At 71.6% G+C, this 24,852-nt stretch carries 25 protein-coding genes and 1 pseudogene; 18 read left to right on the top strand and 8 right to left on the bottom strand.

All coding sequences use genetic code 11. The features are described from left to right. Positions 1-4 precede the first annotated feature (4 nt). From ACLF5H_RS09435 to ACLF5H_RS09415, 5 genes are all read right to left on the bottom strand, one after another. Positions 5-199, bottom strand: a complete 195-nt coding sequence (locus ACLF5H_RS09435; protein ID WP_111585455.1) for a hypothetical protein — start codon at positions 197-199, stop codon at positions 5-7. Positions 200-328: 129 nt separating this feature from the next. Then, positions 329-1,402, bottom strand: coding sequence for an acyl-CoA dehydrogenase family protein (locus tag ACLF5H_RS09430; protein WP_421675600.1), 1,074 nt, complete (start codon positions 1,400-1,402; stop codon positions 329-331). Further along, a complete protein-coding gene (locus ACLF5H_RS09425) occupies positions 1,399-2,580 on the bottom strand; it encodes an acyl-CoA dehydrogenase family protein (protein WP_421675599.1) in 1,182 nt (393 codons plus the stop codon). Before ACLF5H_RS09425 ends, ACLF5H_RS09430 begins: the two co-directional genes overlap by 4 nt. After that, positions 2,577-3,542 carry an NADPH:quinone oxidoreductase family protein gene (locus ACLF5H_RS09420; protein WP_421675598.1) on the bottom strand — a complete coding sequence of 322 codons (966 nt, stop codon included), beginning with the start codon at positions 3,540-3,542 and terminating at the stop codon, positions 2,577-2,579. Before ACLF5H_RS09420 ends, ACLF5H_RS09425 begins: the two co-directional genes overlap by 4 nt. Before the next feature lie 89 nt (positions 3,543-3,631). Beyond that, positions 3,632-4,207: a helix-turn-helix domain-containing protein gene (locus tag ACLF5H_RS09415; protein ID WP_421675597.1), complete on the bottom strand. Its 576-nt coding sequence runs from the start codon at positions 4,205-4,207 to the stop codon at positions 3,632-3,634. A gap of 174 nt (positions 4,208-4,381) precedes the next feature. Between ACLF5H_RS09415 and ACLF5H_RS09410 the strand changes: the two genes are divergently transcribed. The 4 genes from ACLF5H_RS09410 (at position 4,382) to ACLF5H_RS09395 (ending at position 8,113) form a co-directional block, all read left to right on the top strand. Next, the gene (locus ACLF5H_RS09410) at positions 4,382-5,920 is read left to right on the top strand and encodes an ATP-dependent DNA ligase (protein WP_421675596.1); all 1,539 of its coding nucleotides are present in this window, start codon (positions 4,382-4,384) and stop codon (positions 5,918-5,920) included. Next, on the top strand, positions 5,917-6,390 hold the full coding sequence (locus tag ACLF5H_RS09405) for an NUDIX domain-containing protein (RefSeq protein ID WP_421675595.1): 474 nt from the start codon (positions 5,917-5,919) through the stop codon (positions 6,388-6,390). Before ACLF5H_RS09410 ends, ACLF5H_RS09405 begins: the two co-directional genes overlap by 4 nt. A 77-nt stretch (positions 6,391-6,467) precedes the next feature. Then, positions 6,468-7,853, top strand: coding sequence for an NADP-dependent succinic semialdehyde dehydrogenase (locus ACLF5H_RS09400; RefSeq protein ID WP_421675594.1), 1,386 nt, complete (start codon positions 6,468-6,470; stop codon positions 7,851-7,853). A gap of 26 nt (positions 7,854-7,879) precedes the next feature. Further along, positions 7,880-8,113, top strand: a complete 234-nt coding sequence (locus ACLF5H_RS09395) for a DUF6213 family protein (protein ID WP_397987438.1) — start codon at positions 7,880-7,882, stop codon at positions 8,111-8,113. Positions 8,114-8,119: 6 nt separating this feature from the next. Here the strand turns inward: ACLF5H_RS09395 and ACLF5H_RS09390 are convergent, their stop codons facing one another. Beyond that, positions 8,120-8,779: a transcriptional regulator gene (locus tag ACLF5H_RS09390; protein ID WP_421675593.1), complete on the bottom strand. Its 660-nt coding sequence runs from the start codon at positions 8,777-8,779 to the stop codon at positions 8,120-8,122. Positions 8,780-8,964: 185 nt separating this feature from the next. On the opposite strand from ACLF5H_RS09390, the gene ACLF5H_RS09385 reads away from it, so the two are divergent. The 3 genes from ACLF5H_RS09385 to ACLF5H_RS09375 are packed head-to-tail and all read left to right on the top strand — an operon-like array spanning position 8,965 to position 11,802. Further along, the gene (locus ACLF5H_RS09385) at positions 8,965-10,029 is read left to right on the top strand and encodes a type III polyketide synthase (RefSeq protein WP_421675592.1); all 1,065 of its coding nucleotides are present in this window, start codon (positions 8,965-8,967) and stop codon (positions 10,027-10,029) included. After that, complete coding sequence (locus tag ACLF5H_RS09380) at positions 10,026-11,249, top strand: cytochrome P450 (RefSeq protein ID WP_421675591.1); 1,224 nt, start codon at positions 10,026-10,028, stop codon at positions 11,247-11,249. The genes ACLF5H_RS09385 and ACLF5H_RS09380 overlap by 4 nt, the downstream gene beginning before the upstream one ends. Before the next feature lie 7 nt (positions 11,250-11,256). Beyond that, positions 11,257-11,802, top strand: a complete 546-nt coding sequence (locus ACLF5H_RS09375; protein WP_421675590.1) for a cupin domain-containing protein — start codon at positions 11,257-11,259, stop codon at positions 11,800-11,802. A 109-nt stretch (positions 11,803-11,911) separates the two neighbouring features. On the opposite strand, the gene ACLF5H_RS09370 is transcribed toward ACLF5H_RS09375, so the two are convergent. Further along, positions 11,912-13,141, bottom strand: coding sequence for an acyl-CoA dehydrogenase family protein (locus ACLF5H_RS09370; protein WP_421675589.1), 1,230 nt, complete (start codon positions 13,139-13,141; stop codon positions 11,912-11,914). Positions 13,142-13,312: 171 nt separating this feature from the next. On the opposite strand from ACLF5H_RS09370, the gene ACLF5H_RS09365 reads away from it, so the two are divergent. After that, entirely contained in the window at positions 13,313-13,957 is a 645-nt protein-coding gene (locus ACLF5H_RS09365) for a TetR family transcriptional regulator (protein WP_421675588.1), read from the top strand. Between the two features lie 26 nt (positions 13,958-13,983). Here the strand turns inward: ACLF5H_RS09365 and def are convergent, their stop codons facing one another. After that, the gene (def, locus tag ACLF5H_RS09360) at positions 13,984-14,523 is read right to left on the bottom strand and encodes a peptide deformylase (RefSeq protein WP_421675587.1); all 540 of its coding nucleotides are present in this window, start codon (positions 14,521-14,523) and stop codon (positions 13,984-13,986) included. Between the two features lie 153 nt (positions 14,524-14,676). On the opposite strand from def, the gene ACLF5H_RS09355 reads away from it, so the two are divergent. The 10 genes and pseudogenes from ACLF5H_RS09355 to ACLF5H_RS09310 all read left to right on the top strand — a co-directional run bounded on the left by ACLF5H_RS09355 (position 14,677) and on the right by ACLF5H_RS09310 (position 24,746). Further along, positions 14,677-15,915, top strand: coding sequence for a MurT ligase domain-containing protein (locus ACLF5H_RS09355; protein ID WP_421675586.1), 1,239 nt, complete (start codon positions 14,677-14,679; stop codon positions 15,913-15,915). A gap of 20 nt (positions 15,916-15,935) precedes the next feature. Next, positions 15,936-16,664, top strand: a complete 729-nt coding sequence (locus ACLF5H_RS09350) for a type 1 glutamine amidotransferase (protein WP_037658850.1) — start codon at positions 15,936-15,938, stop codon at positions 16,662-16,664. A gap of 202 nt (positions 16,665-16,866) precedes the next feature. Next, positions 16,867-17,892, top strand: coding sequence for a 6-phosphofructokinase (locus ACLF5H_RS09345; protein ID WP_421675585.1), 1,026 nt, complete (start codon positions 16,867-16,869; stop codon positions 17,890-17,892). Positions 17,893-18,014: 122 nt separating this feature from the next. Beyond that, entirely contained in the window at positions 18,015-18,965 is a 951-nt protein-coding gene (locus ACLF5H_RS09340; protein ID WP_421675623.1) for a cytochrome c oxidase assembly protein, read from the top strand. 99 nt (positions 18,966-19,064) lie between these two features. Further along, positions 19,065-19,283, top strand: coding sequence for a hypothetical protein (locus tag ACLF5H_RS09335; RefSeq protein WP_421675584.1), 219 nt, complete (start codon positions 19,065-19,067; stop codon positions 19,281-19,283). A gap of 45 nt (positions 19,284-19,328) precedes the next feature. Beyond that, positions 19,329-19,814: an Lrp/AsnC family transcriptional regulator gene (locus ACLF5H_RS09330; protein ID WP_037658848.1), complete on the top strand. Its 486-nt coding sequence runs from the start codon at positions 19,329-19,331 to the stop codon at positions 19,812-19,814. A gap of 177 nt (positions 19,815-19,991) precedes the next feature. Then, positions 19,992-20,801, top strand: coding sequence for a dimethylargininase (gene ddaH, locus ACLF5H_RS09325; protein ID WP_421675583.1), 810 nt, complete (start codon positions 19,992-19,994; stop codon positions 20,799-20,801). Beyond that, on the top strand, positions 20,801-22,018 hold the full coding sequence (rocD, locus tag ACLF5H_RS09320) for an ornithine--oxo-acid transaminase (RefSeq protein WP_421675582.1): 1,218 nt from the start codon (positions 20,801-20,803) through the stop codon (positions 22,016-22,018). The genes ddaH and rocD overlap by 1 nt, the downstream gene beginning before the upstream one ends. Before the next feature lie 293 nt (positions 22,019-22,311). After that, positions 22,312-23,141, top strand: a pseudogene (locus tag ACLF5H_RS09315) (IS5 family transposase). A 960-nt stretch (positions 23,142-24,101) separates the two neighbouring features. After that, positions 24,102-24,746, top strand: coding sequence for a methyltransferase family protein (locus tag ACLF5H_RS09310; RefSeq protein ID WP_421675581.1), 645 nt, complete (start codon positions 24,102-24,104; stop codon positions 24,744-24,746). Positions 24,747-24,852: the final 106 nt, after the last annotated feature.

Raw genomic sequence — 24,852 nt, 5'->3', positions numbered from 1 at the left:
CGGCTCAGGGCCGCAGGCTGCTCACCAGCGCGGCCGTCGCGTCGAGCCCGTTGTGAATGGTCGGCGCCATGCTCGAACACGCCAGATAGAAGCCGAGCATCATGCAGACCAAGGCGTGGGAGACCTTCAGCGAACCGTTGCGCATGAAGATCACGGCCAGGATCAGGAGCAGCAGCACCACAGAGATGGAAATCGCCATCGGGAACCTCCTCCGCCACGCCCATGAGCGGCGTTCGGCCGCAAGTGTGGCGTAGCGGAGGGTTCCACCGGGCAGCTGACATGTCCTCCGATCGTGTGATGTTTCAGGCGTTACAGCCCTGATGCGGCGCTAAGGGGCCCGCAGCTCGACCAGTTCGGCCAGGGCCTCGCGGTGGGCGCCCGCGGTGCCGTGGGCGAGGGAGTCGGCCTTGGCCCGCTTCAGGCACAGGTGCACGGGGTGCTCCCAGGTCATGCCGATCCCGCCGTGCAGCTGGAGCGCCTCCTCGGCGGCGCGCACGGCGACGGGGGCGGCGTACGCCTGGGCGACGGCCACCGTGATGTCGGTGTCCTCGCCGGTGGCCAGCGCGTCGGCGGCGGCGCGGGCGGCGGCCCGCAGGCTCACCACCTCCAGCCACAGCTGGGCGAGCCGGTGCTTGAGCGCCTGGAACCCGCCGACCGGCCGGTTGAACTGCTTGCGCTCCTTCAGATACCGCACCGTCTCCGTCAACGCCCAGTCGGCGAGGCCCAGTTGCTCGGAGGCGAGCAGCCCGGCGGCGGCCCGCAGGGCCCGTCGTACGGCGGGCTCCGCGTCGCCGAGGCGGCGGCCGGGCGCCCCGTCGAGGGTGACGGTGGCGAGCGGCCGGGTGAGGTCCAGGGAGACCTGGGGCGTGCGGGTGACGGCGTCGGCGGCCACCGCGTACAGCCCGCCGTCGTCGGCCGGGACAAGCAGCACATCCGCGACGGCCGCGTCCGCGATCCCGGTCAACTCGCCGTGCAGGGTGCCGCCTTCGAGCCGTACGACGGGCACCGCGGCGCCCGGGGCGAGGTGCAGCCCGACGGCGAGCACGCCGATGGTGCGCCCGGTCGCGAGCTTGCCCAGCAGTTCCCCGTCACCGCAGCCGAGCAGGGCCTCGGTGGCCACCACCGCGCTGGTGAGGTACGGCACCGGGGCGACCGCCCGGCCCAACTCCTCCAGGACGACGGCGGCTTCGCGGTGGCCGGCGCCCTGACCGCCGAGCGACTCGGGGATCAGCAGCCCGGCCAGGCCCATGCCCTGCGCGAGGGACGTCCACAGGGCGAGGTCGTGCGGGGCCGCCGACTCGGTGCGGGCGATGACCTCGGCCGGGGCGCAGTGGTCGGTGAGCAGGTCCCGTACGGCCGCCCGCAGCGCCTCTTCCTCCTCCGAGTACAGCAGGTCGGTCATCGGGCCAGGTCCTTCCAGGCGACGTCCTTGTCGGTGCGGGGCTCGGCGGGCAGCCCGAGGACGCGTTCGGCGACGATGTTCAGCAGGACCTCGCTGGTCCCGCCCTCGATGCTGTTGCCCTTGGCCCGCAGATAGCGGTATCCGGCGTCCCGTCCGGTGAAGTCCACCAGCTCCGGGCGGCGCATGGTCCAGTCGTCGTACAACAGGCCCTGTTCGCCCCGGAGTTCCACCTCCAGGCCGCTGATCTCCTGGTTGAGGCGGGCGAAGGCGAGCTTCATGCCGGCGCCCTCGGGTCCCGGCTGCCCGACGGTGAGCTGCTGGCGCAGGCGTTCGCCGGTGAGCCGGGCGACCTCGGCCTCCACCCAGAGCTTCAGCAGCCGCTGGTGCAGATCGTGGGTGCGCAGCTCCGGGCGCTCCCGCCAGGTCTTCGACACCGGGCCGATCATGCCGCCCTCACGGGGCAGCCGCATGCCGCCGATGGCGACGCGTTCGTTGTTGAGCGTGGTCTGCGCGACCCGCCAGCCCTCGCCGACCGCGCCGAGGCGACGGCTGTCGGGGATGCGGACATCGGTGAGGAACACCTCGTTGAACTCGGCCTCACCGGTGATCTGCCGCAGCGGCCGGACCTCGACGCCGGGATCGGTCATGTCGCACACGAAGTAGGTGATGCCCTGGTGCTTGGGCACGGCCGGGTCGGTGCGGGCGATCAGGATGGCCCAGCGGGCGAGATGGGCGCTGGAGGTCCACACCTTCTGCCCGTTGACCACCCAGTCCTCGCCCTCCCGGACGGCCCGGGTGCCGAGCGCGGCCAGGTCGGAGCCGGCGCCGGGCTCGCTGAACAGCTGGCACCAGACCTCCTCGCCCGTCCACAGCGGCCGCAGCAGCCGGCGCTTCTGCTCCTCGGTGCCGTACTGGAGGATCGTCGGGGCGGCCATGCCGAGGCCGATGCCGATCCGCCGGGGGTCGTTGTCGGGGGCGCCCGCCGCCGCCAGCTCGGCGTCCACCACGGCCTGGAGGGAGCGCGGCGCGCCGAGGCCGCCCAGCCCCTCGGGGTAGTGCACCCAGGCGAGGCCCGCGTCGAAGCGGGCGCGCAGGAAGTCCAGCCGCTCGGTCCGCCCGGGCGGGTGCGCGGCGAGGAACTCCCGGGTAAGGTCCCGCAGTTGACCGGCGCCGCTCACGCCGCCCCCTCCGTCGTCACGGCGATCCGGCCGGTGCTGCGGCCGTCCGCCACCTTCTGCACGGCCGCCGCCGCCCCGGCCAGCGGCACCCGCTCGCTCACCAGCGGCTTGATCGCGCCGCGCGCGGCCAGCTCGGTCAGCTGCTCGTGGCAGTGCTGGACCAGCTTGGGGTTCTTGGTGTTGTACAGGCCCCAATGGAGGCCCAGGACCGCGTAGTTCTTCACCAGGGCGTGGTTGAGCGCCGGGTTCGGGATGGTGCCGCTGGCGAAGCCGACGACCACGATCCGGCCCTCGAAGGCGACCAGCTTGGCGGACTGCGCGTAGGCCTCGCCGCCGACGGGGTCGTAGATCACATCCGCGCCGCGCCCACCGGTGGCCGCCTTCACGGTGGCGATGACGTCCTCGGCCCGCCGGTCCACGACCAGGTCGCAGCCCAGCTCCCGGGCGACCGCGGCCTTCTCGGCGCCGCCGACCACGCCGATCACGGTGGCCCCGGCCGCCTTGCCGAGCTGCACGGCCGCGCTGCCGACGCCACCGGCCGCGGCATGCACCAGCAGGGTCTCGCCCGCTTCGAGCCGGGCCCGGCGGTGCAGCCCGAACCAGCCGGTCTGGTAGCCGATGTGCAGCGCGGCGGCCTCCGCGTCGTCCAGCGCCCCGGGCGCGGGCAGCAGGGCGGCGGCGTCCGCGAGGGCGTACTCGGCGAAGCCGCCGTAGGGCAGCGCGGGAGTGGCGAGCACCCGGCGGCCGTCCTCGGTCTCACCGCAGATCTCCACGCCCGGGGTGAACGGCAGCGGCGGCCGCACCTGGTACTGCCCCCGGCACAGCAGCGCGTCGGGGAAGTTGACGTTGGCCGCCCGCACCCGCAGCAGCACCTGGCCGTCGCCCGGGACGGGCCGCCCGGTCTCGGTGAGGCGCATCACCTCGCTCGGCTCACCGTTCTCGTGCACCTGCCATGCCTGCATACGGGGCCTCCACGCGACCGCATCGTCCGACCGGATCCGTCCGCATACTAAGCGGTCGCTTGCCTATCAGGGAACACCCCCCGAAAGGCTCATGCGCGCGCCGCGGGGCGCGCCCGCACATGCATCCGCTCCCCCTGGGGTCCGAACAGGCTCAGAAACTCCACCGGGCCCTCCCCCGCGGACCCGAACCAGTGCGGGACCCGGGTGTCGAACTCGGCCGCCTCCCCCGCCGCCAGCACCACGTCATGCTCGCCGAGCACCAGCCGCAGCCGCCCGGACAGCACGTAGAGCCACTCGTACCCCTCATGGGTGCGCGGATCCGGCTCCCCCGTGCGCGGGGGTTCGAGGACCTTGTACGCCTGGAGGCCACCGGGCTGGCGGGTCAGCGGCCAGAACGTACGGCCGTGCCGCCGCACCGGCTCGGCGCGCACCCGGGGGTCGCCGACGGGCGGCGCGCCGACCAGTTCGTCCAGCGGGACCTGGTGGGCCTGGGCGATCGGCAGCAGCAGCTCCAGGCTGGGTCTGCGCAGGCCGGACTCCAGGCGGGAGAGCGTGCTCACGGAGATGCCGGTGGCCTGGGAGAGCGCGGCCAGGGTCACCTCCCGCTCCTTGCGGATCCGGCGCAGCCGGGGGCCCACCTCGGCCAGGACATCGTCGGTACTCATACAGACATTGCAGATTCGGCATGCCGAGTTGTCAATCCCGCAAATTCGAAGACCCGCGCAGGTGCGCCCCGAAGGGGCGCGGGGAACTGCGCGACCAGCCACAACGGACCCGCACCGGACAACGAAGCGCACCCACACCGCGCGTCCGGCGGAGCCCTGCGGCACCCTGGGGGCATGTTGCTCAGTCGGCTCGCGGAGGTCTCGGGGGAGGTGGCGGCGACGGCGGCCAGGTCGCGGAAGGTCGCGTTGCTCGCCGAGTTGTTCAGGGAGGCGGAGGCGGAGGACGTGCCGGTCGTCATCCCGTATCTGGCCGGGCGGCTGCCGCAGGGGCGGCTCGGGGTCGGCTGGAAGGTGCTGGGGCGGCGGGTGCCGGCGGCGGCCGAGGCCACGCTCACCGTCCGCGAGGTCGACGCGGCCCTCACCGAGCTGGGCCGGGTCTCCGGGGCCGGTTCCCAGGCCGAGCGGGCCCGGCTCGTCGGCGCTCTGCTGGGCGCGGCCACCGAGGCCGAGCAGCGCTTCCTCCTCGGCCTGCTCACCGGCGAGGTCCGCCAGGGCGCCCTGGACGCCGTCGCGGTGGAGGGCCTCGCCCGGGCGACCGGCGCGGTGGCGGGGGACGTACGCCGGGCGGTGATGCTGTCCGGCTCGCTCCAGACCGTCGCCGAGGCCCTGCTGGGCGAGGGGCCCGAGGCGCTCGGCCGGTTCCGGCTCACCGTCGGCCGGCCCGTGCTGCCGATGCTGGCGCACAGCGCGGCTTCCGTCGCCGAGGCCGTTCAGAAGCTGGGCGCGTGCGCGGTGGAGGAGAAGCTGGACGGCATCCGGGTGCAGGTGCACCGGGACGGCGACACGGTCCGCGTGCACACCCGCACCCTGGACGACATCACCGCCCGGCTGCCCGAAGTGGCCTCCGCCGCACTGGAGTTGAGCGGCGACCGGTTCATCCTGGACGGCGAGGTGATCTCCTTCGACGCGGCCGGACGGCCCCGGTCCTTCCAGGAGACCGCGGGCCGCGTCGGCTCCCGCACGGATGTGGCGCGGGCGGCCGAACAGGTCCCGGTCTCCCCCGTCTTCTTCGACGTCCTCGCGGCCGACGACCGCGATCTGCTCGATCTGCCCTTCGCCGAGCGGCACGCGCACCTGGCCCGGCTGGTGCCCGAGCCGATGCGGGTGCGGCGCACGCTGGCCGAGGGCCCCGGGGACATCCCGGCGGCGCGGCGCTTCCTCGCCGACACCCTGGCCCGCGGCCATGAGGGCGTGGTGGTGAAGTCGCTGACCGCCCCCTACAGCGCGGGCCGCCGCGGCGCCGCCTGGCTCAAGGTCAAGCCGGTGCACACCCTCGACCTGGTGGTGCTGGCCGCCGAATGGGGCCACGGCAGACGCACCGGCAAGCTGTCCAATCTGCACCTGGGCGCCCGCACCGCGGACGGCGGCTTCGCGATGCTCGGCAAGACCTTCAAGGGCCTGACGGACGCGCTGCTGACCTGGCAGACCGAGCGGCTGCTGGGACTGGCGGTCGAGGACGACGGCTGGACGGTCCGGGTGCGCCCCGAACTCGTCGTGGAGATCGCCTACGACGGCCTCCAGCGCTCCTCCCGCTACCCGGCCGGCGTCACCCTGCGCTTCGCCCGCGTGATCCGCTACCGCGAGGACAAGAGCCCCGCCGAGGCCGATACCGTGGAGGCCCTGCTCGCCGCCCACCCGGAGGTCACACCGTGACGGTGCGTACGACGAGACGCAGCGCGGGACTGCTGGTGTACCGGCGCACCGGCGACGGGCTCGAAGTGCTGCTCGGCCATATGGGCGGCCCGCTGTGGGCGAAGAAGGAGGCCGGCGCCTGGACCGCCCCCAAGGGCGAGTACGAGGCGGGCGAGCCCCCGTGGGAGGCGGCCCGGCGGGAGTTCCAGGAGGAGCTGGGCCTCGCGCCGCCCGACGGGGAGGCCGTACCGCTCGGCGAGGTCGTGCAGAAGAACGGCAAGGTCGTCACGGCCTGGGCGCTGCCCGGGGACCCGGACCTGAGCGGCTTCAGCCCCGGCACCTTCACCATGGAGTGGCCGCCGCGCTCGGGGCGGCAGGCGGAGTTCCCGGAGCTGGACCGGGTGGCCTGGCTCGGCCTGGCGCGGGCCCGTGAGGTGATCATCACCGCGCAGGCCGCGTTTCTCGACCGGCTGGCGGAGCACTCGGGCTGAACAGGCGACCTGGCGTTGCGCCCCGGCGGGCCGCGCGCGAAGGTCGAAGCACAGCCCGCTTCCAGGGGAGGTCAGCCATGCCCATCGCGACGGTGAACCCGGCGAACGGCGAGACGCTCAAGACGTACGAGGCCATGGGCGAGGAGGAGCTGGAACGCCGGCTCCAGCTCGCTGAGGCCACGTTCCGCACGTACCGGAGGACCCCGTTCGCCGAGCGCGCCCGGCTGCTGAACCGGGCCGCCGACCTGCTGGAGGAGGACCAGCAGGAGATCGGCAGGGTCATGACCACCGAGATGGGCAAGCCGGTCAAGCAGGCCCGCGCGGAGGCCGCCAAGTGCGCCAAGGCCATGCGCTGGTACGCGGAGCACGCCGAGGCCCTGCTCGCCGACGAGGAGCCCGCCGAAGCGGACGTCCGCGACTCCGGGGCGGCCCGGGTCCGGGTCCGCTACCGCCCGCTGGGCCCGGTGCTCGCGGTGATGCCCTGGAACTTCCCGCTCTGGCAGGTGATCCGGTTCGCCGCGCCCGCGCTGATGGCGGGCAATGTGGGCCTGCTCAAGCACGCCTCCAACGTCCCGCAGACCGCCCTGTACCTGGAGGACCTGTTCCACCGGGCGGGCTTCGCCGAGGGCTGCTTCCAGACACTGCTGGTCGGCTCCGCCGCGGTGGACGACATCCTGCGCGACGAGCGGGTCAAGGCGGCCACCCTCACCGGCAGCGAGCCCGCCGGGCGGGCGGTCGCCGCCACCTCCGGGGAGATGATCAAGAAGACGGTCCTGGAGCTGGGCGGCAGCGACCCGTTCGTGGTCATGCCCTCCGCCGATGTCGACCGGGCCGCCGAGGTCGCGGTGACCGCGCGCGTGCAGAACAACGGGCAGTCCTGCATCGCCGCCAAGCGGTTCATCGTGCACCGCGATGTCTACGACGCCTTCGCCGAGCGGTTCGTCGCGGGCATGAAGGCGCTCAGGATCGGCGACCCGCTGGACGAGGACACCGAGGTCGGACCGCTCTCCAGCGAGCAGGGCCGCGAGGACCTGGAGGAGCTGGTCGACGACGCGCGGCGCAGCGGGGCCGAGGTGCTGTGCGGCGGGAGCCGCTCCGAGGGGCCCGGCTGGTACTACCCGCCGACCGTGCTCGCCGGGATCACCCGCGAGATGCGCATCCACCGCGAGGAGGCGTTCGGACCGGTCGCCACGCTGTACCGGGCCGACGATCTGGACGAGGCGCTGCTCATCGCCAACGACTCGCCGTTCGGGCTGAGTTCGAATGTCTGGACGCGCGAGGAGAGCGAAGTCGAGCGGTTCGCCCGGGACCTGGAGGCCGGGGCGGTGTACGTCAACGGGATGACCGCCTCCCATCCGGCGTTCCCCTTCGGCGGTGTGAAGCGCTCGGGGTACGGGCGTGAGCTGTCCGGGCACGGAATGCGGGAGTTCTGCAACATCACCACGGTTTGGCAGAGTGCGTGAGGTATGCGCGGCTACCATCTTCTTTTGTGAACCGCGAAGTGACTCTGCCTCTGATCGTCGACGACCACGGGACCCTTCAGGTGGCCGCCGCCGATGTGAGCAAGTTGTTGCGGACCGTCGGCGGACGCTGGCTGCGGCTGGTCGAGACCGGGGAACAGCGGCTGGACGAGGACACGGTGGCCGAGCTGACGATCGAACTCGCCAAGTTGGCCGACCGTATCGACGTGGCGTGCATCGCGCACAGCAGCGGGGCGCCGTAGGTCCTTCTAGCCGGTCGGTGCGAGCGCCCTCCAGAATTCGGCCTCGTACGTCTGGAGCAGTCCCCCGTACAGGTGCGCGAGCCCGTTGTCCAGCGTCCCGGCGTCCAGCGCCGCCCGCACCGCCGCCGTCGCCCGCCGGTCCAGCTCCGGGGCGGGCTCGGCGAAGAAGTCGAAGAAGGCGCGGGCCGCGTCGTCGAAGCCGTAGTGGGCGCGCAGGCCCGCGGCGATCCGGGCGCAAGTGCCGCCCCATGTCGAGAAGTTCGCCGTCAGCGCCACCACCACGTCCGCCGGGGACGCGTTGAGCGCGAGCCAGGCGACGTACGCGGGATAGGACTGACAGCCGGCCCGGGGGACGTACCCGCGCGCGCGTTCCGCCGTGACCCCGCACGCCTTCGCGAAGGCCGCGAGGTGCCCGGCGGCCAGCTCCTCCCCCGCCGCGAGCGTGCGGAAGAAGGCGGCGGACGCGGAGTCGGCGCGGGCGGCCAGATGTTCGAAAGCAGCCCGGTCGGCGGGGATCACCCACCGCTGTTCCAGGGCCAGCACGGCCAGCAGCTCGACGGGTGCCTCGCCGCGTTCGACGAGCGGCACGACCGGATTGGCCGCGGGGTCCGGGGCGAGGGCCGCGACGGCCGTCCCCAGCAGGGCTTTCGCGTTAACGGTCGGCATGGATTTTTCCCTCGTCCGGCGTCGGAAGTCCTCCTTCGAGCCTGACACGGCGTCCCCGGTTCGGAGTAACCCAGCGCGAGATCGTGGTCCTGACGGGTGACGGTGGATGGAGCACCTCCTGAGGTGAACCACCTTCTGACCGGTGGGTGAAGGCCCGCCGGACACGCGGAAAGCAGGGACGGTTCATGGCGACTTTGTGCAGACCCTCGGTGTCGGTCCCGGAGCACGTGATCACGATGGAGGAGACGCTGGAGCTGGCGCGCTCCCGCCACGCGGACCACCCTCAACTGGCGCTGGCACTGAGGCTCATCGAGAACACCGGCGTGAAGACCCGGCACATCGTGCAGCCCATCGAGGAGACCCTCAAGCACCCCGGCTTCGAGGACCGCAACAAGCTCTACGAGCACGAGGCCAAGGCCCGGGTGCCCGCGGTGATCCAGCGGGCGCTGGACGACGCCGAACTCCTCACCACCGACATCGACGTGATCATCTATGTGTCGTGCACGGGCTTCATGATGCCCTCGCTCACGGCCTGGCTGATCAACGAGATGGACTTCGACAGCACCACCCGGCAGCTCCCCATCGCCCAGCTGGGCTGCGCGGCCGGCGGTGCGGCGATCAACCGGGCCCACGACTTCTGCACGGCGTACCCGAACGCCAACGCGCTGATCGTGGCCTGCGAGTTCTGCTCGCTGTGCTACCAGCCCACCGACCTCGGCGTCGGCTCGCTGCTGTCCAACGGCCTGTTCGGTGACGGCATCGCCGCCGCCGTGGTGCGCGGACGCGGCGGCCGGGGCGTCAGGCTGGAGCGCAACGGCTCCTACCTGATCCCGAAGACCGAGGACTGGATCGCCTACGACGTCCGGGCCACCGGCTTCCACTTCCTGCTGGACAAGCGGGTGCCGACCACCATGGAGCCGCTCGCCCCGGCGCTCAAGGACCTGGCGGGCAACCACGGCTGGGACGCCACCGACCTGGACTTCTACATCATCCACGCCGGTGGTCCGCGCATCCTCGACGACCTCAGCAAGTTCCTGGAGGTCGAGCCGAACGCGTTCCGGTTCAGCCGGTCCACGCTCACCGAGTACGGCAACATCGCGAGCGCCGTCGTCCTGGACGCGCTGCGCCGGCTGTTCGACGAGGGCGGCCCCGAGGAGCGGGCGCGCGGACTGCTCGCGGGCTTCGGCCCCGGCATCACCGCGGAGATGACGGTCGGCCGCTGGACCGACGGCGACGGGGGCGGGCGATGACGGAGACCGAGGAGGCGACGCTCGCCGAGGCCGTGCCGCCGGTCCGCCACTGGCCGGCGCTCGACCTCACCGGAACCGACTTCGACCCGGTGCTCGCCGAGCTGATGCGCGAGGGCCCGGTCACCCGCATCCAGCTGCCCAACGGCGAGGGCTGGGCGTGGCTGGTCACCCGGCACGACGATGTGCGGATGGTGACCAACGACCCCCGCTTCGGCCGTGAGGCGGTCATGGACAAGCCGGTCACCCGGCTCGCCCCGCACTTCATCCCGGACCGCGGCGCGGTCGGCTTCCTGGACCCGCCCGACCACACGCGGCTGCGCCGCTCGGTCACCGCGGCCTTCACCGCCAGGGGCGTGGAGCGGGTGCGCGAGGAGGCGCGGGCCATGCTGGACGAGCAGATCGACCAGCTCCTGAAGGACGGCCCGCCGGCCGATCTGACGGCGGCGATCCTCAGCCCGTTCCCGATCGCGGTGATCTGCGAGCTGATGGGCGTCCCGGCCGCCGACCGGCACGACATGCACGAGTGGACCCAGCTGATCCTGTCCTCCGCGCACGGCAAGGAGGTCAGCGAGCGGGCCAAGCGCGAGATGAGCGCGTACTTCTCCGGCCTCATCGGGGCGCGCGGGGGCAGCACGGCCGAGGACGTCACCTCGCTGCTGGGCGCCGCCGTGAGCGCGGGCGAGGTCACCCTGGAGGAGGCCGTCGGACTCGCCGTCCTCCTCCAGATCGGCGGCGAGGCGGTCACCAACAACAGCGGGCAGATGTTCTATCTGCTGCTGACCCGCCCCGAGCTGGCCGAACGACTGCGCCGCGAACCGGAGATCCGCCCGAAGGCGATCGACGAGCTGCTGCGCTACATCCCGCACCGCAACGCGGTCGGGTTGTCCCGGATCGCCCTTCAGGACGTGGAGATCAGGGGCGTCCGGATCCGCGCGGGCGACGCGGTCTACGTGTCGTACCTGGCCGCGAACCGCGACCCGGAGGTCTTCCCCGACCCGGAGGAGATCGACTTCTCCCGGTGTCCCAACCCGCATGTGTCGTTCGGTTTTGGACCGCACTACTGCCCGGGGGGTCAGCTCGCCCGGCTGGAGTCCGAGCTGCTGGTCGACGCGCTGCTGGACCGGATCCCGGGTCTCAGGCTGGCCGTACCGCCCGAGGAGGTGCCCTTCAAGAAGGGGGCGCTGATCCGCGGTCCCGAGGCCCTGCCCGTGATGTGGTGATCCGGCGATGACGACGATCGAAGGGCTGACATCGGCATCGGTCGACGGGCTGCTCGTGCCGCCGGGCCAGGGCCGGGTGATGGAGACGCCCGCACAGCGGGTCACGTTCAAGGTCACCGGCACGCACTCGCGGATGGCCTCCACCTTCGAGGTGGAGGTCCCGCCGGGCTTCGACGTCGGCGCCCATGTGCACACCCGCAGCGAGGAGTTGTTCTACGTCCTGGAGGGCGAGCTGGACGTGCTCGCCTTCGAGCCCCGCATTCGCACCCCCGACAGCTGGAAGGGGTGGGAGTCGAGTTCGGGCAACCGGGTGGTGCGGGCGACTCCGGGCACGGTCATCGTCGTACCCCCGGGCTGTCCGCACGCCTTCGCGAACCCCACGGACACCCCCGCCAAGATGTTCTTCCAGGCGAGCCCGCCCCCCGACCACGAGCGCTATTTCGAGGAACTCCTCGAAATCCTCCGCGACGGCGGCCCGCCCGATCAGGAGGCGATAGAGGCGCTGCGGTTGAAGTACGACATCGAACAACTCACGCCTTTGAAGCACAGGTGAGTTGAGCGCCCCCGAAGGGGCGCGGGGAACTGCGCGATCAGCCACCGTCAACAGGCGGCCGAAATCGCGCAGTTCCCCTTTCCGGCGCTATCGAGAAGCGAGCGGATCGCTACCGGATCGGCATACCGGAAAGCGTCCGCGCGATGACGAGCCGCTGAATCTCGCTGGTCCCCTCGAAAATCGTGTAAATGGCCGCGTCCCGGTGCATCCGCTCGACCGGATATTCCCGGGTGTACCCGTTTCCGCCGAGGATCTGGATCGCCTGCGCGGTCACCTTCTTCGCGGTCTCGCTGGCGAACAGCTTCGACATCGAGCCCTCGGCGGCCGTGAACCGCTTGCCGCTGATGGCCATCCAGGACGCCCGCCACACCAGCAGCCGCGCCGCGTCGATCTGCGTCCGCATATCGGCGAGCTGGAATGCGACGCCCTGGTTGTCGATGATGGGACGCCCGAACTGCTCCCGGGTCCTCGCGTATTCGAGCGCGACCTCGTAAGCGGCGCGGGCGGTGCCGACGGCCATCGCGCCCACCGCGGGCCGGGACGCCTCGAACGTGGCCATCGCCGCGTTCTTCACACGTTCGCCACCGGCCGCCTTCGCCTTCTCCCTGGCGCGCGCCAGGCGCTCGTCCAGCTTCTCCTTGCCGCCGAGCAGGCAGGAGCCGGGAACGCGCACGTCATCGAGGACGACCTCGGCGGTGTGCGAGGCGCGAATGCCGTGCTTCTTGAACTTCTGGCCCTGCGCGAGACCCCGTGTGCCCGGCGGGACGATGAAGGAGGCGTGGCCCTTGGAGCCCAGCTCGGGGTCGACGCCGGCGACGACGACATGGACGTTGGCGATGCCGCCGTTGGTCGCCCAGGTCTTCGTGCCGTTGATCACCCACTCGTCCGTGGCCTCGTCGTACACCGCACGCGTGCGCATGGACGCCACGTCGGAGCCGGCGTCGGGCTCGGAGGAGCAGAACGCGGCGACCTTCACATCGGTGGCGTCGCCGTACATCTGCGGGATCCAGGTGCCGATCTGCTCCTCGGTGCCGTTGGCGAGGACGCCCACCGCGGCCAGGCCGGTGCCCACGATGGACAGGGCTATCCCCGCGTCGCCCCAGAACAGCTCCTCCATGGCCATCGGAATGCCGAGGCCGGTGGGGTCGAAGTACTGCTGCGCGTAGAAGTCGAGGGAGTAGATGCCGACCTTCGCGGCCTCCTGGATGACCGGCCAGGGGGTCTCCTCGCGCTCGTCCCACTCGGCCGCCGCGGGCCGGATCACATCGGCGGCGAAGCCATGGAGCCAGTCCCGGACTTCCTTCTGTTCGTCGTTCAGCTCCATGGTGAACTCGGCCATGTCCCCTCCAGCGGCGGTACGATGTGTTACTTACGGTAACCCGAGTCTGTTACCGACCGGTAGGAAAAGTCAACCTGCCCTGACTCCTCGGTATCCCGTTCGATGTCAGCGGCCCGGTCAGTGTTAGTTTGCGCAGGCGTCACCGAATCAACACGGGTGGGGAGAGCATTCATGGACACCACACAGCGGACCGATCAGCAACGGTCCGCCGACCGCCGACGGCGCGAGCTGCTGGAGGCCGCCGACCGGGTGGTGCTCCGCGACGGCCCGCAGGCGTCGATGAACGCGATCGCCGCCGAGGCGGGCATCACCAAGCCCATCCTCTACCGGCACTTCGGCGACAAGGGCGGGCTCTACGCCGCGCTCGCCAAGCGGCACACCGACGCCCTGCTGTCCTCCCTGCGGGCCGCGCTCGACGCCCCGGCGGAGCGGCGCGAGCGGGTGGAGTCCACGCTGGACACCTACCTCGCCGCCATCGAGGCCCGGCCCCAGGTCTACCGGTTCCTGATGCACCCCTCCGAGGGCAGCACCGGCACCGACCAGGGTTTCGACGTCGGCAAGCACAGCGCCCCGCTGCTGCGGCGGATGGGCGAGGACCTGGCCCAGGTCATCGAGGAGCGGGTGGACCTCGGTCCCGGCAGCCAGCGGCTCGCCCGGGTCTGGGGGCACGGCATCGTCGGCATGATGCACGCGGCCGGCGACTGGTGGCTCGGCGAACGCCCCTGCTCCCGCGCCGAGTTGGTGCGCTCGCTGGCCGACCTGCTGTGGGGGCGGCTCGCGGCCGCCGGGGACCGGGTGGGCGGCCCCGGATTCTGAACCACCGCTTCCGGGCCCCGCGGGGGTCAGCGGCCCCAGGCGGCCCGCCCGATCTGCCGCTCGAGCCTCCTCTTGCGCCACCCCGTCACACGGTCCGCGTACACCCGGCCCGCCAGGTGGTCGCACTCGTGCTGGAGGCAGCGCGCGAAGAAGCCCGTGCCATGGACGGTGACGGGCTCGCCGGTGACCGTGAAACCCTCGACCACGGCATGGTCGTACCGCTCGGTACCCGCCTCGAGGCCCGGCAGGGACAGGCAGCCCTCGGGGCCCCGCAGCACGATCCCGTCCGCCGCGACCAGACGGGGATTCACCACATGCCCGAGATGCCGGACATCGTCGTCGTCCGGGCAGTCGTAGACGAACACCCGCAGCGGCACCCCGACCTGATTCGCGGCCAGGCCCACCCCCTGGGCCGCGTACATCGTGGCGAACAGGTCCTCCACGAGCGCCGCGAGGCCGGGACCGAAGTCGGTGACGTCCCCGCAGCGTTCGCGCAGGCAGGGGTCGCCGAGCAGGGTGAGAGGCCGGACGCGCCCGTGGACGCCCGGAATGGAACCGTGTCGCATGGCGGCAAGGGTACGGTTCGTTCAGCTCATGCCCGCCGCAGTGGGTGCGGACCGGGATTCGGGTGTGCGAATGGATCTCGATAGGCTGAGGGTTCACACCACGTTGCCGGATGGCCCCAGGCGCGGCGCGTACGCAAGGAGGATCGAGAACTGATGGCAGGCAACTCGGACCCGCTCACGCCGCGGGCCAAGCTGGCCGTGACCGCGGGCAAGGCGGTCGCAGCGGCATCGCGGGCCGCCGGACGTGGCAGCGGGTCGGTGATCGGGGGCAAGGTCGCGCTGAGACTCGACCCCGACCTCCTGGCGCGGCTGGCCCAGAACCTGGACGTCATCCTGGTGTCCGCCACCAACGGCAAGACCACCACCACCCGGCTCATCGCGGAGGCGCTGCGCGCCGCGGGCCCGGTCGTGTCGAACGCGCTCGGCGCCAACATGCCGGCGGGCATCACCTCCGCGCTGGCGGGTGGCTCGGACGCCAAGTTCGGCGTCATAGAGGTCGACGAGAAGTACCTGGCCGGAGTGGCCCGGGACACCGACCCGAAGTGCATCGCGCTGCTGAACCTCTCCCGCGACCAGCTCGACCGCGCCGCCGAGACCCGGATGCTCGCCGAGAACTGGCGCGAGGGCCTGGCCGGCTCCAAGGCGGTCGTCATCGCCAACTGCGACGACCCGCTGGTCGTCTGGGCCGCCTCCTCGTCCCCGAACGTGGTCTGGGTCGCGGCCGGGCAGATGTGGAAGGACGACGCCTGGTCCTGCCCGTCCTGCGGTGGCGTGATGCAGCGCCCCGGGGACGACTGGTACTGCGGTGAGTGCGGCTTCCGCCGGCCCACGCCCACCTGGGCGCTGTCCGGGGACCACGTCCTCGACCCGCACGGCTCCGCCTGGCCGATCCACCTCCAGCTGCCGGGCCGCGCCAACAAGGCAAACGCGGCCAGCTCCGCGGCCGTCGCCGCCGTCTTCGGGGTGCCGCCGCAGGTCGCCCTGGAGCGGATGTACCAGGTGCAGGCGGTGGCCGGCCGGTACGACGTCGTGCAGTTCCAGAACCGCGACCTTCGCCTGCTGCTGGCCAAGAACCCGGCCGGCTGGCTGGAGACCTTCTCGCTGATCGACCCGCCGCCCGCCCCGGTGATCCTGTCCGTGAACGCCCGCGGGGCCGACGGCACCGACACCTCCTGGCTGTGGGACGTCGACTACACCCGGCTCACCGGCCACCCGATCTTCGTGCTCGGGGACCGCAAGCTGGACCTCGCGGTGCGCCTGGAAGTCGCCAACCAGCACTTCCAGGTCTGCGAGAACCTCGACCAGGCCGTGCAGCTGTGCCCGCCCGGCCGGATCGAGGTCATCGCGAACTACACCGCGTTCCAGGACCTGCGCCGCCGCGTCGGCAACTGATCTTCGAAGGGGATCACCTCATGAGCGACAACCAACTGCGGCTGGTGTGGATCTACCCGGACCTGCTGAGCACCTACGGCGACCAGGGCAACGCCCTCGTCGTCGAGCGCCGGGCCCGGCAGCGCGGCCTGGACGTGGCCCGGCTCGACGTGCGCAGCGACCAGCCGATCCCGACCTCGGGCGACATCTACCTGATCGGCGGCGGCGAGGACCGTCCGCAGCGGCTCGCCGCCGAGCGGCTGCGCCGTGACGGGCACCTCCAGCGGGCGGTGCAGAACGGCGCCATCGTCTTCTCCGTGTGCGCCGGCTACCAGATCCTCGGCCACGAGTTCATCAACGACCTCGGCCAGCGCGAGCCGGGCCTCGGCCTGCTCGACGTGGTCTCGGTGCGCGGCGAGGGCGAGCGCTGCGTCGGTGACGTGCTCGGCGACATCGACCCGCAGCTCGGCCTGCCCCCGCTGACCGGCTTCGAGAACCACCAGGGCGTCACCCACCTCGGCCCGACCGCCCGCCCCTTCGCGCGGACCAAGATCGGCCGGGGCAACGGCACCGGGGACGGCACGGAGGGCGCGTACAACGGGACCGTCTTCGGCACGTACATGCACGGTCCCGTCCTCGCCCGCAACCCGCTGATCGCCGACCTGCTGCTGAAGCTGGCGCTCGACGTCAACGCGCTGCCGCCGATCGACGACCGCTGGTACGACGCCCTGCGCGAGGAGCGCATCGCGGCGGCGCAGCAGCCGGCGTAAGCCTCGCGTCAGGGGGTTCTCAGCGGGTTCCGGCAGGCTCGTGGTGGGCCCGCCTGACGGCGCGTCCGCTCATCTGGGCGGACGCGTCCAGCAGGCGGACGCCCGCTACGGAGCCACCCCCTCACGCCGGTAGGGTGACCGGGAATCCGCCGGACAACGTGGTCCGGTCTCCCGGCCCACGTTCGAGAAGGTAATACGGGCTATGCGCATTGGTGTCCTCACGTCCGGCGGCGACTGCCCCGGTCTGAACGCCGTCATCCGGTCCGTCGTGCACCGTGCGGTCGCCGACCACGGCGACGAGGTCATCGGTTTCCGGGACGGCTGGAAGGGCCTCCTGGAGTGCGACTCCGTCAAGCTCGACCTCGACGCCGTCGGCGGCATCCTGGCCCGCGGCGGCACCATCCTCGGCTCCTCCCGGGTCCGCCCCGAGCATCTGCGCGACGGCGTGGAGCGGGCCAGGGGGCATGTCGCGGAGCTGGGTCTGGACGCGATCATCCCGATCGGCGGCGAGGGCACCCTCAAGGCGGCCCGGCTGCTGTCGGACAACGGGCTGCCCATCGTGGGCGTGCCCAAGACGATCGACAATGACATCGCTGTCACCGATGTCACCTTCGGCTTCGACACCGCCGTGACCGTGGCGACCGAGGCCCTGGACCGGCTGAAGACCACCGCCGAGTCCCACCAGCGGGTGCTGATCGTGGAGGTCATGGGCCGGCACACCGGCTGGATCGCCCTGCACTCCGGCATGGCGGCCGGTGCCCACGCCGTCGTCGTACCGGAACGGCCCTTCGACATCGAGGAGTTGACCCGCAAGGTCGGCGCGCGGTTCGCGGCGGGCAAGCGGTTCGCCATCGTGGTCGCCGCCGAGGGCGCCAAGCCCCGGGCCGGCTCCATGGAGTTCGACGAGGGCGGCAGGGACGTCTACGGCCACGAGCGCTTCGCCGGCATCGCCCGCCAGCTCTCCATCGAGCTGGAGCAGCGCCTCGGCAAGGAGGCCCGGCCGGTCATCCTCGGGCATGTGCAGCGCGGCGGCACGCCGACCGCCTACGACAGGGTGCTGGCCACCCGCTTCGGCTGGCACGCCGTGGAGGCGGTGCACCGGGGCGAGTTCGGGATGATGACGGCGCTGCGCGGCACCGACATCGTGATGGTGTCGCTGGCCGAGGCCGTGGAGACCCTGAAGACGGTCCCGGTGGAGCGGTACGACGAGGCGGAGTGCGTGCTTTAGTCCGGCCCTGAACTACCCGCCCCCGGTCATCGGCGTGATCGGGGGCGGTCCTACTCTTATGGGCGGACAGAAACGTACAACCCCCATGAATCAGGAGCCGCCGCATGGATCACATGGGACACATGGATCACAGCGGGCACGGCATGGTGATGGATCTGCCGCCGTTCACGCTGGGGCGGGGGCTCGAGTTCTCGGCCGAGCCCTTCTTCCTGATCACCTGCCTGCTCGGGCTCGGCCTGTACGCGTGGGGGGTCGTACGACTGCGCCGGCGCGGCGACGCCTGGCCCGTGGCCCGCACCTTCTCCTACGTCATCGGCGTGCTGACCATCATGCTGGTGATGTGCACCAAGCTGAACGACTACGGGATGGTCATGTTCAGCGTGCACATGGTGCAGCACATGGTCATCAGCATGCTGTCGCCGATCCTGATCCTGCTCGGCGCCCCGGTCACCTTGGCGCTGCGCGCGCTGCCGACCGCGGGCCGGGGCCGCAAGGGGCCGCGCGAGCTGCTGCTGATGCTGCTGCACAGCCGGTACATGCGGGTCATCACCCACCCGCTGTTCACCATCCCGATGTTCATCGCGAGCCTGTACGTGCTCTACTTCACCCCGCTGTTCGACTTCCTGATGGGTTCGAGGACCGGGCACATCGCGATGATGGTGCACTTCCTCGCGGTCGGTGTCGTCTTCTTCTGGCCGATCATCGGCGTGGACCCGGGCCCGCACCGGCCGGGTCATCTGATGCGGATGCTGGAGCTGTTCGCGGGCATGCCGTTCCACGCGTTCTTCGGCATCGCGCTGATGATGGCGTCCACGCCGATGGTGAACACCTTCCTGCACCCGCCCGCCTCCCTCGGCGTCGACCCGCTGTCCGACCAGAACAACGCCGGCGGCATCGCCTGGGCGTTCAGCGAGGTCCCGTCCGTGCTGGTGCTGATCGCGCTGCTGTTCCAGTGGTACAGCTCCGAGAAGCGCCACGCCAGGCGCACGGACCGGCAGGCGGACCGGGACGGCGACAAGGAGCTGGCGGAGTACAACGCCTACCTGGCGTCCCTGAACGCACGCCAGGGCTGAGCCGGGCGCGCCCCGGACGCCGGGTCGGGGGTATCCCTTACGGGTGGATGCCGGGGCACACTGACGGGGAGTCGGACGGTCCAGGAGGAGGGTCTCGCGATGACCGGTTCCACCGATGGCTCCACGCACGGCTTCAACCACGGTGCCGCGCACGGCTCCGCCCATGCCGGCGCCATCAGGACGATGGGCGCGCTCACGGCCGGCACCCTCGTCGCCGTGACCGCCTACACCGTCGTACTCGGCGGCGACGGATGGCTGTGGTTCGGCTGGGTGGTGCTGGGGCTGCTGACCCTCGCCATGGCCGTCACCCAGTCGTAGCCGCCCCCGGCGTCTTGGACGCTCCCGGCTGATTACATTGCCCGCATGAGCAGCAGGACCGCGTCCTTCGACGAACTCGACCGCAAGATCATCACCGCGCTGATGGCGAACGCCAGGACCAGCTTCGCCGAGATCGGCGCGGCGATCGGGCTGTCCGCGACGGCGGTCAAGCGGCGCGCGGACCGGCTGCGCGAGACCGGGGTGATCACCGGTTTCACGGCGACGGTCGAGCCCTCCGCGCTCGGCTGGCGCACGGAGGCGTACGTCGAGGTCTACTGCGAGGGCGCCGCCCCGCCCCGGCGGCTCGCGGAGGTCGTCCGCAACCATCCGGAGATCACGGCGGCCATGACGGTGACCGGCGCGGCGGACGCGCTGCTGCATGTGCGGGCGCGGGACGTGGACCACTTCGAGGAGGTGCTGGAGCGGATCCGCACCGTGCCCTTCATCCGGAAGACGATCAGCGTGATGGTGCTCTCCCATCTCATCCCGGACAGCCCGGAGGCGGGTGCCACCCAGGCGGCCCCCGAGTGACCCGGAGATGACCTTCGGAGGGTGATGAGGAATATGCGCACCAGGCCTGCGTGATCGAGCCCGACAACGCAGCGATGTTGCAGGTCCACGCAGCTTTTTGCGCTTGTCGTGCGTCCTCGTTCCTTTCTACCGTGGAGTCACCCAACAGTGACAGACGGAAACCGGAGGGAACCCTCTGTGTCCGAAAGCCGTGAATCGCGCCCTCGGCGCTTCCTGGTCTGTGAACCCAGACACTTCGCGGTGCAGTACGCGATCAATCCCTGGATGAACCCCGACCGGCCGGTCGATGTGGATCTGGCGCGCGAGCAGTGGCAGGAGCTGATCCGCGTCTACCGGGCCCACGGCCATACCGTCGACGCCGTCGAGCCGGTGCCGGGCCTGCCCGACATGGTCTTCGCGGCCAACGCGGCCTGCGTGGTCGGCGGCCGGGTCTTCGGCTCGCTGTTCCACGCGCCGGAGCGGCGCCCCGAGTCGCTGCACTACGACACCTGGTTCAAGACGGCGGGCTACACCGTCCACCGGCCCGAAGCGGTGTCCGAGGGCGAGGGCGACCTGGTGTGGACGGGCCGGTACGTACTGGCAGGCACCGGGTTCCGCACCACCCGGGAGGCGCATCGTGAGGCGCAGGAGTTCCTGGGGCACCCGGTGATCGGCCTGACACTGGTGGATCCGTACTTCTACCATCTGGACACGGCGCTGTTCGTGCTGGACGACGCCAATGTCTGCTACTACCCGGAGGCGTTCTCGCCGGGCAGCCGCGAGGTGCTGCGGCGCCTGTTCCCGGACGCGGTGGAGGCCACCCGCGAGGACGCGATGTCCTGGGGCCTGAACTCGGTGTCCGACGGCCGGCACGTGTTCATCGCACCCCAGGCCGAGGCGCTGTCCGCGCGCCTCGCCGACCACGGTTACGTTCCCGTCCCCGTCGACCTGTCGGAGTTCCACAAGGCCGGCGGTGGCATCAAGTGCTGCACCCAGGAGATCCGCTGATGACCGCACCCGCGCGCACCCGTACGTCCGACGATCTGATCCGTGCGGAGGAGCCGGTCCTGGCGCACAACTACCACCCGCTCCCGGTGGTCGTGGCACGGGCCGAGGGCACCTGGGTGGAGGACGTCGAGGGCCGCCGCTATCTGGACATGCTCTCCGGGTACTCGGCGCTCAATTTCGGCCATCGTCACCCGGCGCTGATCGAGGCCGCCCACCGCCAGCTGGACCAGCTGACGCTCACCTCCCGGGCGTTCCACAACGACCGGCTCGCCGAGTTCGCCGAACGGCTCGCGGCGCTGACCGGCCTGGACATGGTGCTGCCGATGAACACCGGCGCGGAGGCGGTGGAGAGCGGCATCAAGGTGGCCCGCAAGTGGGCCTACGACGTCAAGGGCGTGCCCGCCGATCAGGCCACGATCGTGGTCGCGGCGGACAACTTCCACGGCCGTACGACGACGATCGTGAGCTTCTCCACGGACGAGACGGCGCGGGCGGGCTTCGGTCCGTTCACTCCGGGCTTCAGGATCGTGCCGTACAACGATCTGGCCGCGCTGGAGGGGGCCGTCGACGAGAACACGGCGGCGGTGCTGATCGAGCCCATCCAGGGCGAGGCCGGGGTGGTCATCCCGGACGACGGCTATCTGACCGGCGTGCGCGAGCTGACCCGGCGCAAGGGCTGTCTGCTCATCGCGGACGAGATCCAGTCGGGCCTCGGGCGTACGGGCCGCACCCTCGCCGTCGACCACGAGGACGTGGTGCCGGACGTGCTGCTGCTCGGCAAGGCGCTCGGCGGTGGCATCGTGCCGGTGTCGGCGGTGGTGGCCCGGCGCGAGGTGCTGGGCGTGCTGCACCCGGGCGAGCACGGCTCGACGTTCGGCGGCAACCCGCTCGCGGCGGCGGTCGGCATCGCGGTGCTCGAACTGCTGGAGACCGGTGAGTTCCAGCAGCGGGCCGCCGAGCTGGGCGTGATCCTGCGGGACGGCCTGACCGAGCTGGTGGGCAAGGGCGTGCTGGGCTTCCGCTCCCGCGGTCTGTGGGCGGGCGTCGACGTCGACCCGGCGATCGGCACCGGGCGGGAGATCAGCGAGCGCCTGATGCGGGAGGGGATCCTGGCGAAGGACACCCACGGCTCCACGATCCGCCTGGCACCCCCGCTGACGATCACGGCGGAGGAACTGCGTTCGGCACTCGGGACGCTGGGGCGAGTGCTGAGCTAGGGGGCGGCCGGGGGCTCCCTGAGGAACCGGTTGCCGGGGGCTGGTTCCCTGGGGGGTCGCGGGGGGCTGGTCGCGCGGGGCTGGCTTAGGAGGGCTGGTGCTTCCTGGAAGGCTGGTCCCGGAGGACTCGTCGCCGGGGCGGGCCTAGGAGGGCTGCTCCCGGAGGGCCGGTGGCGGGGGCGGGTCTAGAAGGACTGGTCCCGGAGGGCCGGTCCCGGAGGACTGGTCGCGGAGGGGCTGGTCCCCTAGGCAGTGTCTTCAAATGATCTTGCCTGGTGGATCATGGTGGCGTGATACGTCGTCATGAACTGTCTGATGCCGAGTGGGAGTTCGTCCGGCCGTTGCTGCCCGAGTCGTTGCGGGGGCGGAAGCGGCTGGACGACCGCAGGGTCCTGAACGGGATCGTGTGGAAGTTCCGCACCGGTGTCGCCTGGCGGGATGTGCCCGAGCGTTACGGGCCGTAGGCCACGCTCCATACCCGTTTCCGCAGGTGGGCGGTGGACGGAACGTTCGACCGGATGCTCCGAGCCGCCCAGGCGAAAGCCGATGTGGCTGGTGACGTCGAGTGGCTCGTCTCGGTCGATTCGACCGTCGTCCGTGCCCACCAGCACGCAGCCGGGGCTCGAAAAGTGGGCTCCGGAACCCAGCTCTCGGCCGGTCCAGAGGCGGTCTGACCAGCAAGATTCACCTCGCCTGCGACGGCCGGGGCCGTCCCCTCGCCTTCGTGGTCACGGGCGGCAACACCAACGACTGCACCCGGTTCACCGCCGTGATGGAAGCGATCAGGGTGCCCCGGATCGGGCCGGGACGGCCCCGCGTCCGGCCCGACCACGTCCTGGGCGACAAGGGCTACAGCTCGAAGGCGATCCGCACCTGGCTCCGCCGCCGCGGCATCCCGCACACGATTCCCGAACGGGCCGACCAGATCCGCAACCGAGCCCGGCGGGGCAGCCGCGGAGGCCGCCCGCCGGCCTTCGACCGCGAGGCATACAAACACCGCAACGTCGTGGAACGGTGCTTCAACCGTTTGAAGCAGTGGCGCGGGATCGCCACCAGGTACGACAAGACCACTGAGTCTTACGAAGCAGCCGTCACCCTCGCCTCACTCCTGATGTGGGCGTGACATTTGACGACAGAACCTAGGTGGGGTCCCGGGGAACCGGTTGCCGGGGGCCAGCTCCCCGGGGGGCTCGGGGGCTGGTCGCGGGGGGGCTGGCTTAAGAGGGCGGGCTTGGAGGACTGGTCGCGAAGAGCTGGTCGCGGAGGCGGGTCCTGGGGGCCGGTGCCGGTGCCGGGGGCGGTGTTAGGAGGCCAGTCTCGCAGGCTGGTCCCGGAGGCCCGGCCCTAGGGAGACCGGTGCGGGGCGCCATTCCCGGGGGCGGATCATGGGGGCAAGTGCCGGGGGCTAGGAGGCCAGTCCTGCGGGCTGATCCCGGGGGCCGGTGCTAGGAGGTCAGTCCGCGGGGCCGATCCCGGGAGCCCCATGGGGCTGGCCGCCGGGGCGTCTGGGGGGCGGCCCCAGAGGGTCGGTTGCCAGTTGCAGGGAGCTGGGGCCGGGGCCAATTCCGGGGGGCCGATCTCCCGGGCCGGGGCCAGTCCCGAGGACCGATCCCCGGTGCTGAGGATGGTGCTGGGGGTCGATCCCCGGAGCCGATCCCGGCAGCCTCATGGGCCGGTCGCCGGGGCGCCCGGAGGACCAGTTGCCGTTGCAGGGCGCCGGTCTGAGGGCCAGTTACAGGGGGCCCGTCCCGAGGGCCGGTCCCAGGAAGCCAGGCCCGGGGCCTCATGGGGCCGGTCGCCAGGAACCCGGGGCCAGAGAATCAGTCGCGGGGCGGCCGTCGCAGGGGGCGGCCCCGGGGAGGGCGGTCCCAAGGGCGGGTCGCCGAGGTCGGTCCCGAAGCCCGGTCTCTCAAGGGGCCGGTGCGAAGCCGCCCGGTGCCAAGGGAACGGGCGCAGCCGGGTGGGCGCAGGCTCCGCCGAGCGGGCGGCCTACTCGTCGGGGGCTCTCCATCCGTGGGTGGAGAGGTCTCCATCGACCCGTGGGTGCTGGTGGGCGGTGGGGTGCGGGGCGCAGCCTTGGGGCATGAACTCGCTGCGTCCGGCACTCGCCGTCCTCACCAGTGTCTGCTTCCTGGTCTTCGCCGCCGCCTGGCTCCTCGGCGCCGCCTACTTCGGCATCAGAGCCCACGGCGGCGTCCGCGGCTGGCTGCGCGCGTCACGCGCCTCCGTGTCACGCCGGGTCTTACTGATGGCAGGCGTGGCCCTGTTCCTCTTCGTGGTCCGGCACACCCGCGGCTTCTGGGCACACCTCCAGTTCTGGCAGCCCGAACTGGCCCTGCTCGGCGCCCTGCTCGCTCTCCTCTCCACCGCCCTGCTGCTGTGGGCCCGCTGGGTGCTGGGCACCATGTGGGACAGCGTCCCCTCCCTCCAGCAGAATCACGAGCTGCGCACGGACGGCCCGTACCGACTGGTCCGCCACCCCATCTACACCGGCATCCTCGGGCTGCTCACCGGCTCGATGCTGACCGGCGGCTTCGGCGCCTGGATCGCCTTCCTGGTCGCCGCGATCCCCTGGCTGCTGCGCCGGGTCCGTACCGAGGACGCCCTGATGGCGGGCGAGTTCGGCACCGCGTACGACGCCTACCGGTCCCAGGTCCCGGCCCTGATACCCCGGCCCCGCCCCGCCCAGCCGCATCCGCACGGCGTCGGTGACGGCGGGCGCCCCTAGCCCCGGGCCGATTGCGCCAAGCTCTCCGGTCCGGTTGCCCCCGGAGGCAAGTGGCAGCACGCTGTCCTCGCGGCCCAGCCGAGCCGCCGGAGTGAGGAGCGGCCCC

Origin of the sequence: Streptomyces sp. LaBMicrA B280, from assembly GCF_049222185.1 — a bacterium.
GTDB classification, from domain to species: Bacteria; Actinomycetota; Actinomycetes; order Streptomycetales; family Streptomycetaceae; genus Streptomyces; species Streptomyces murinus.
Note: the sequence above shows the minus strand (reverse complement) of the source record. Positions and strands in the feature narration are given on the sequence as shown.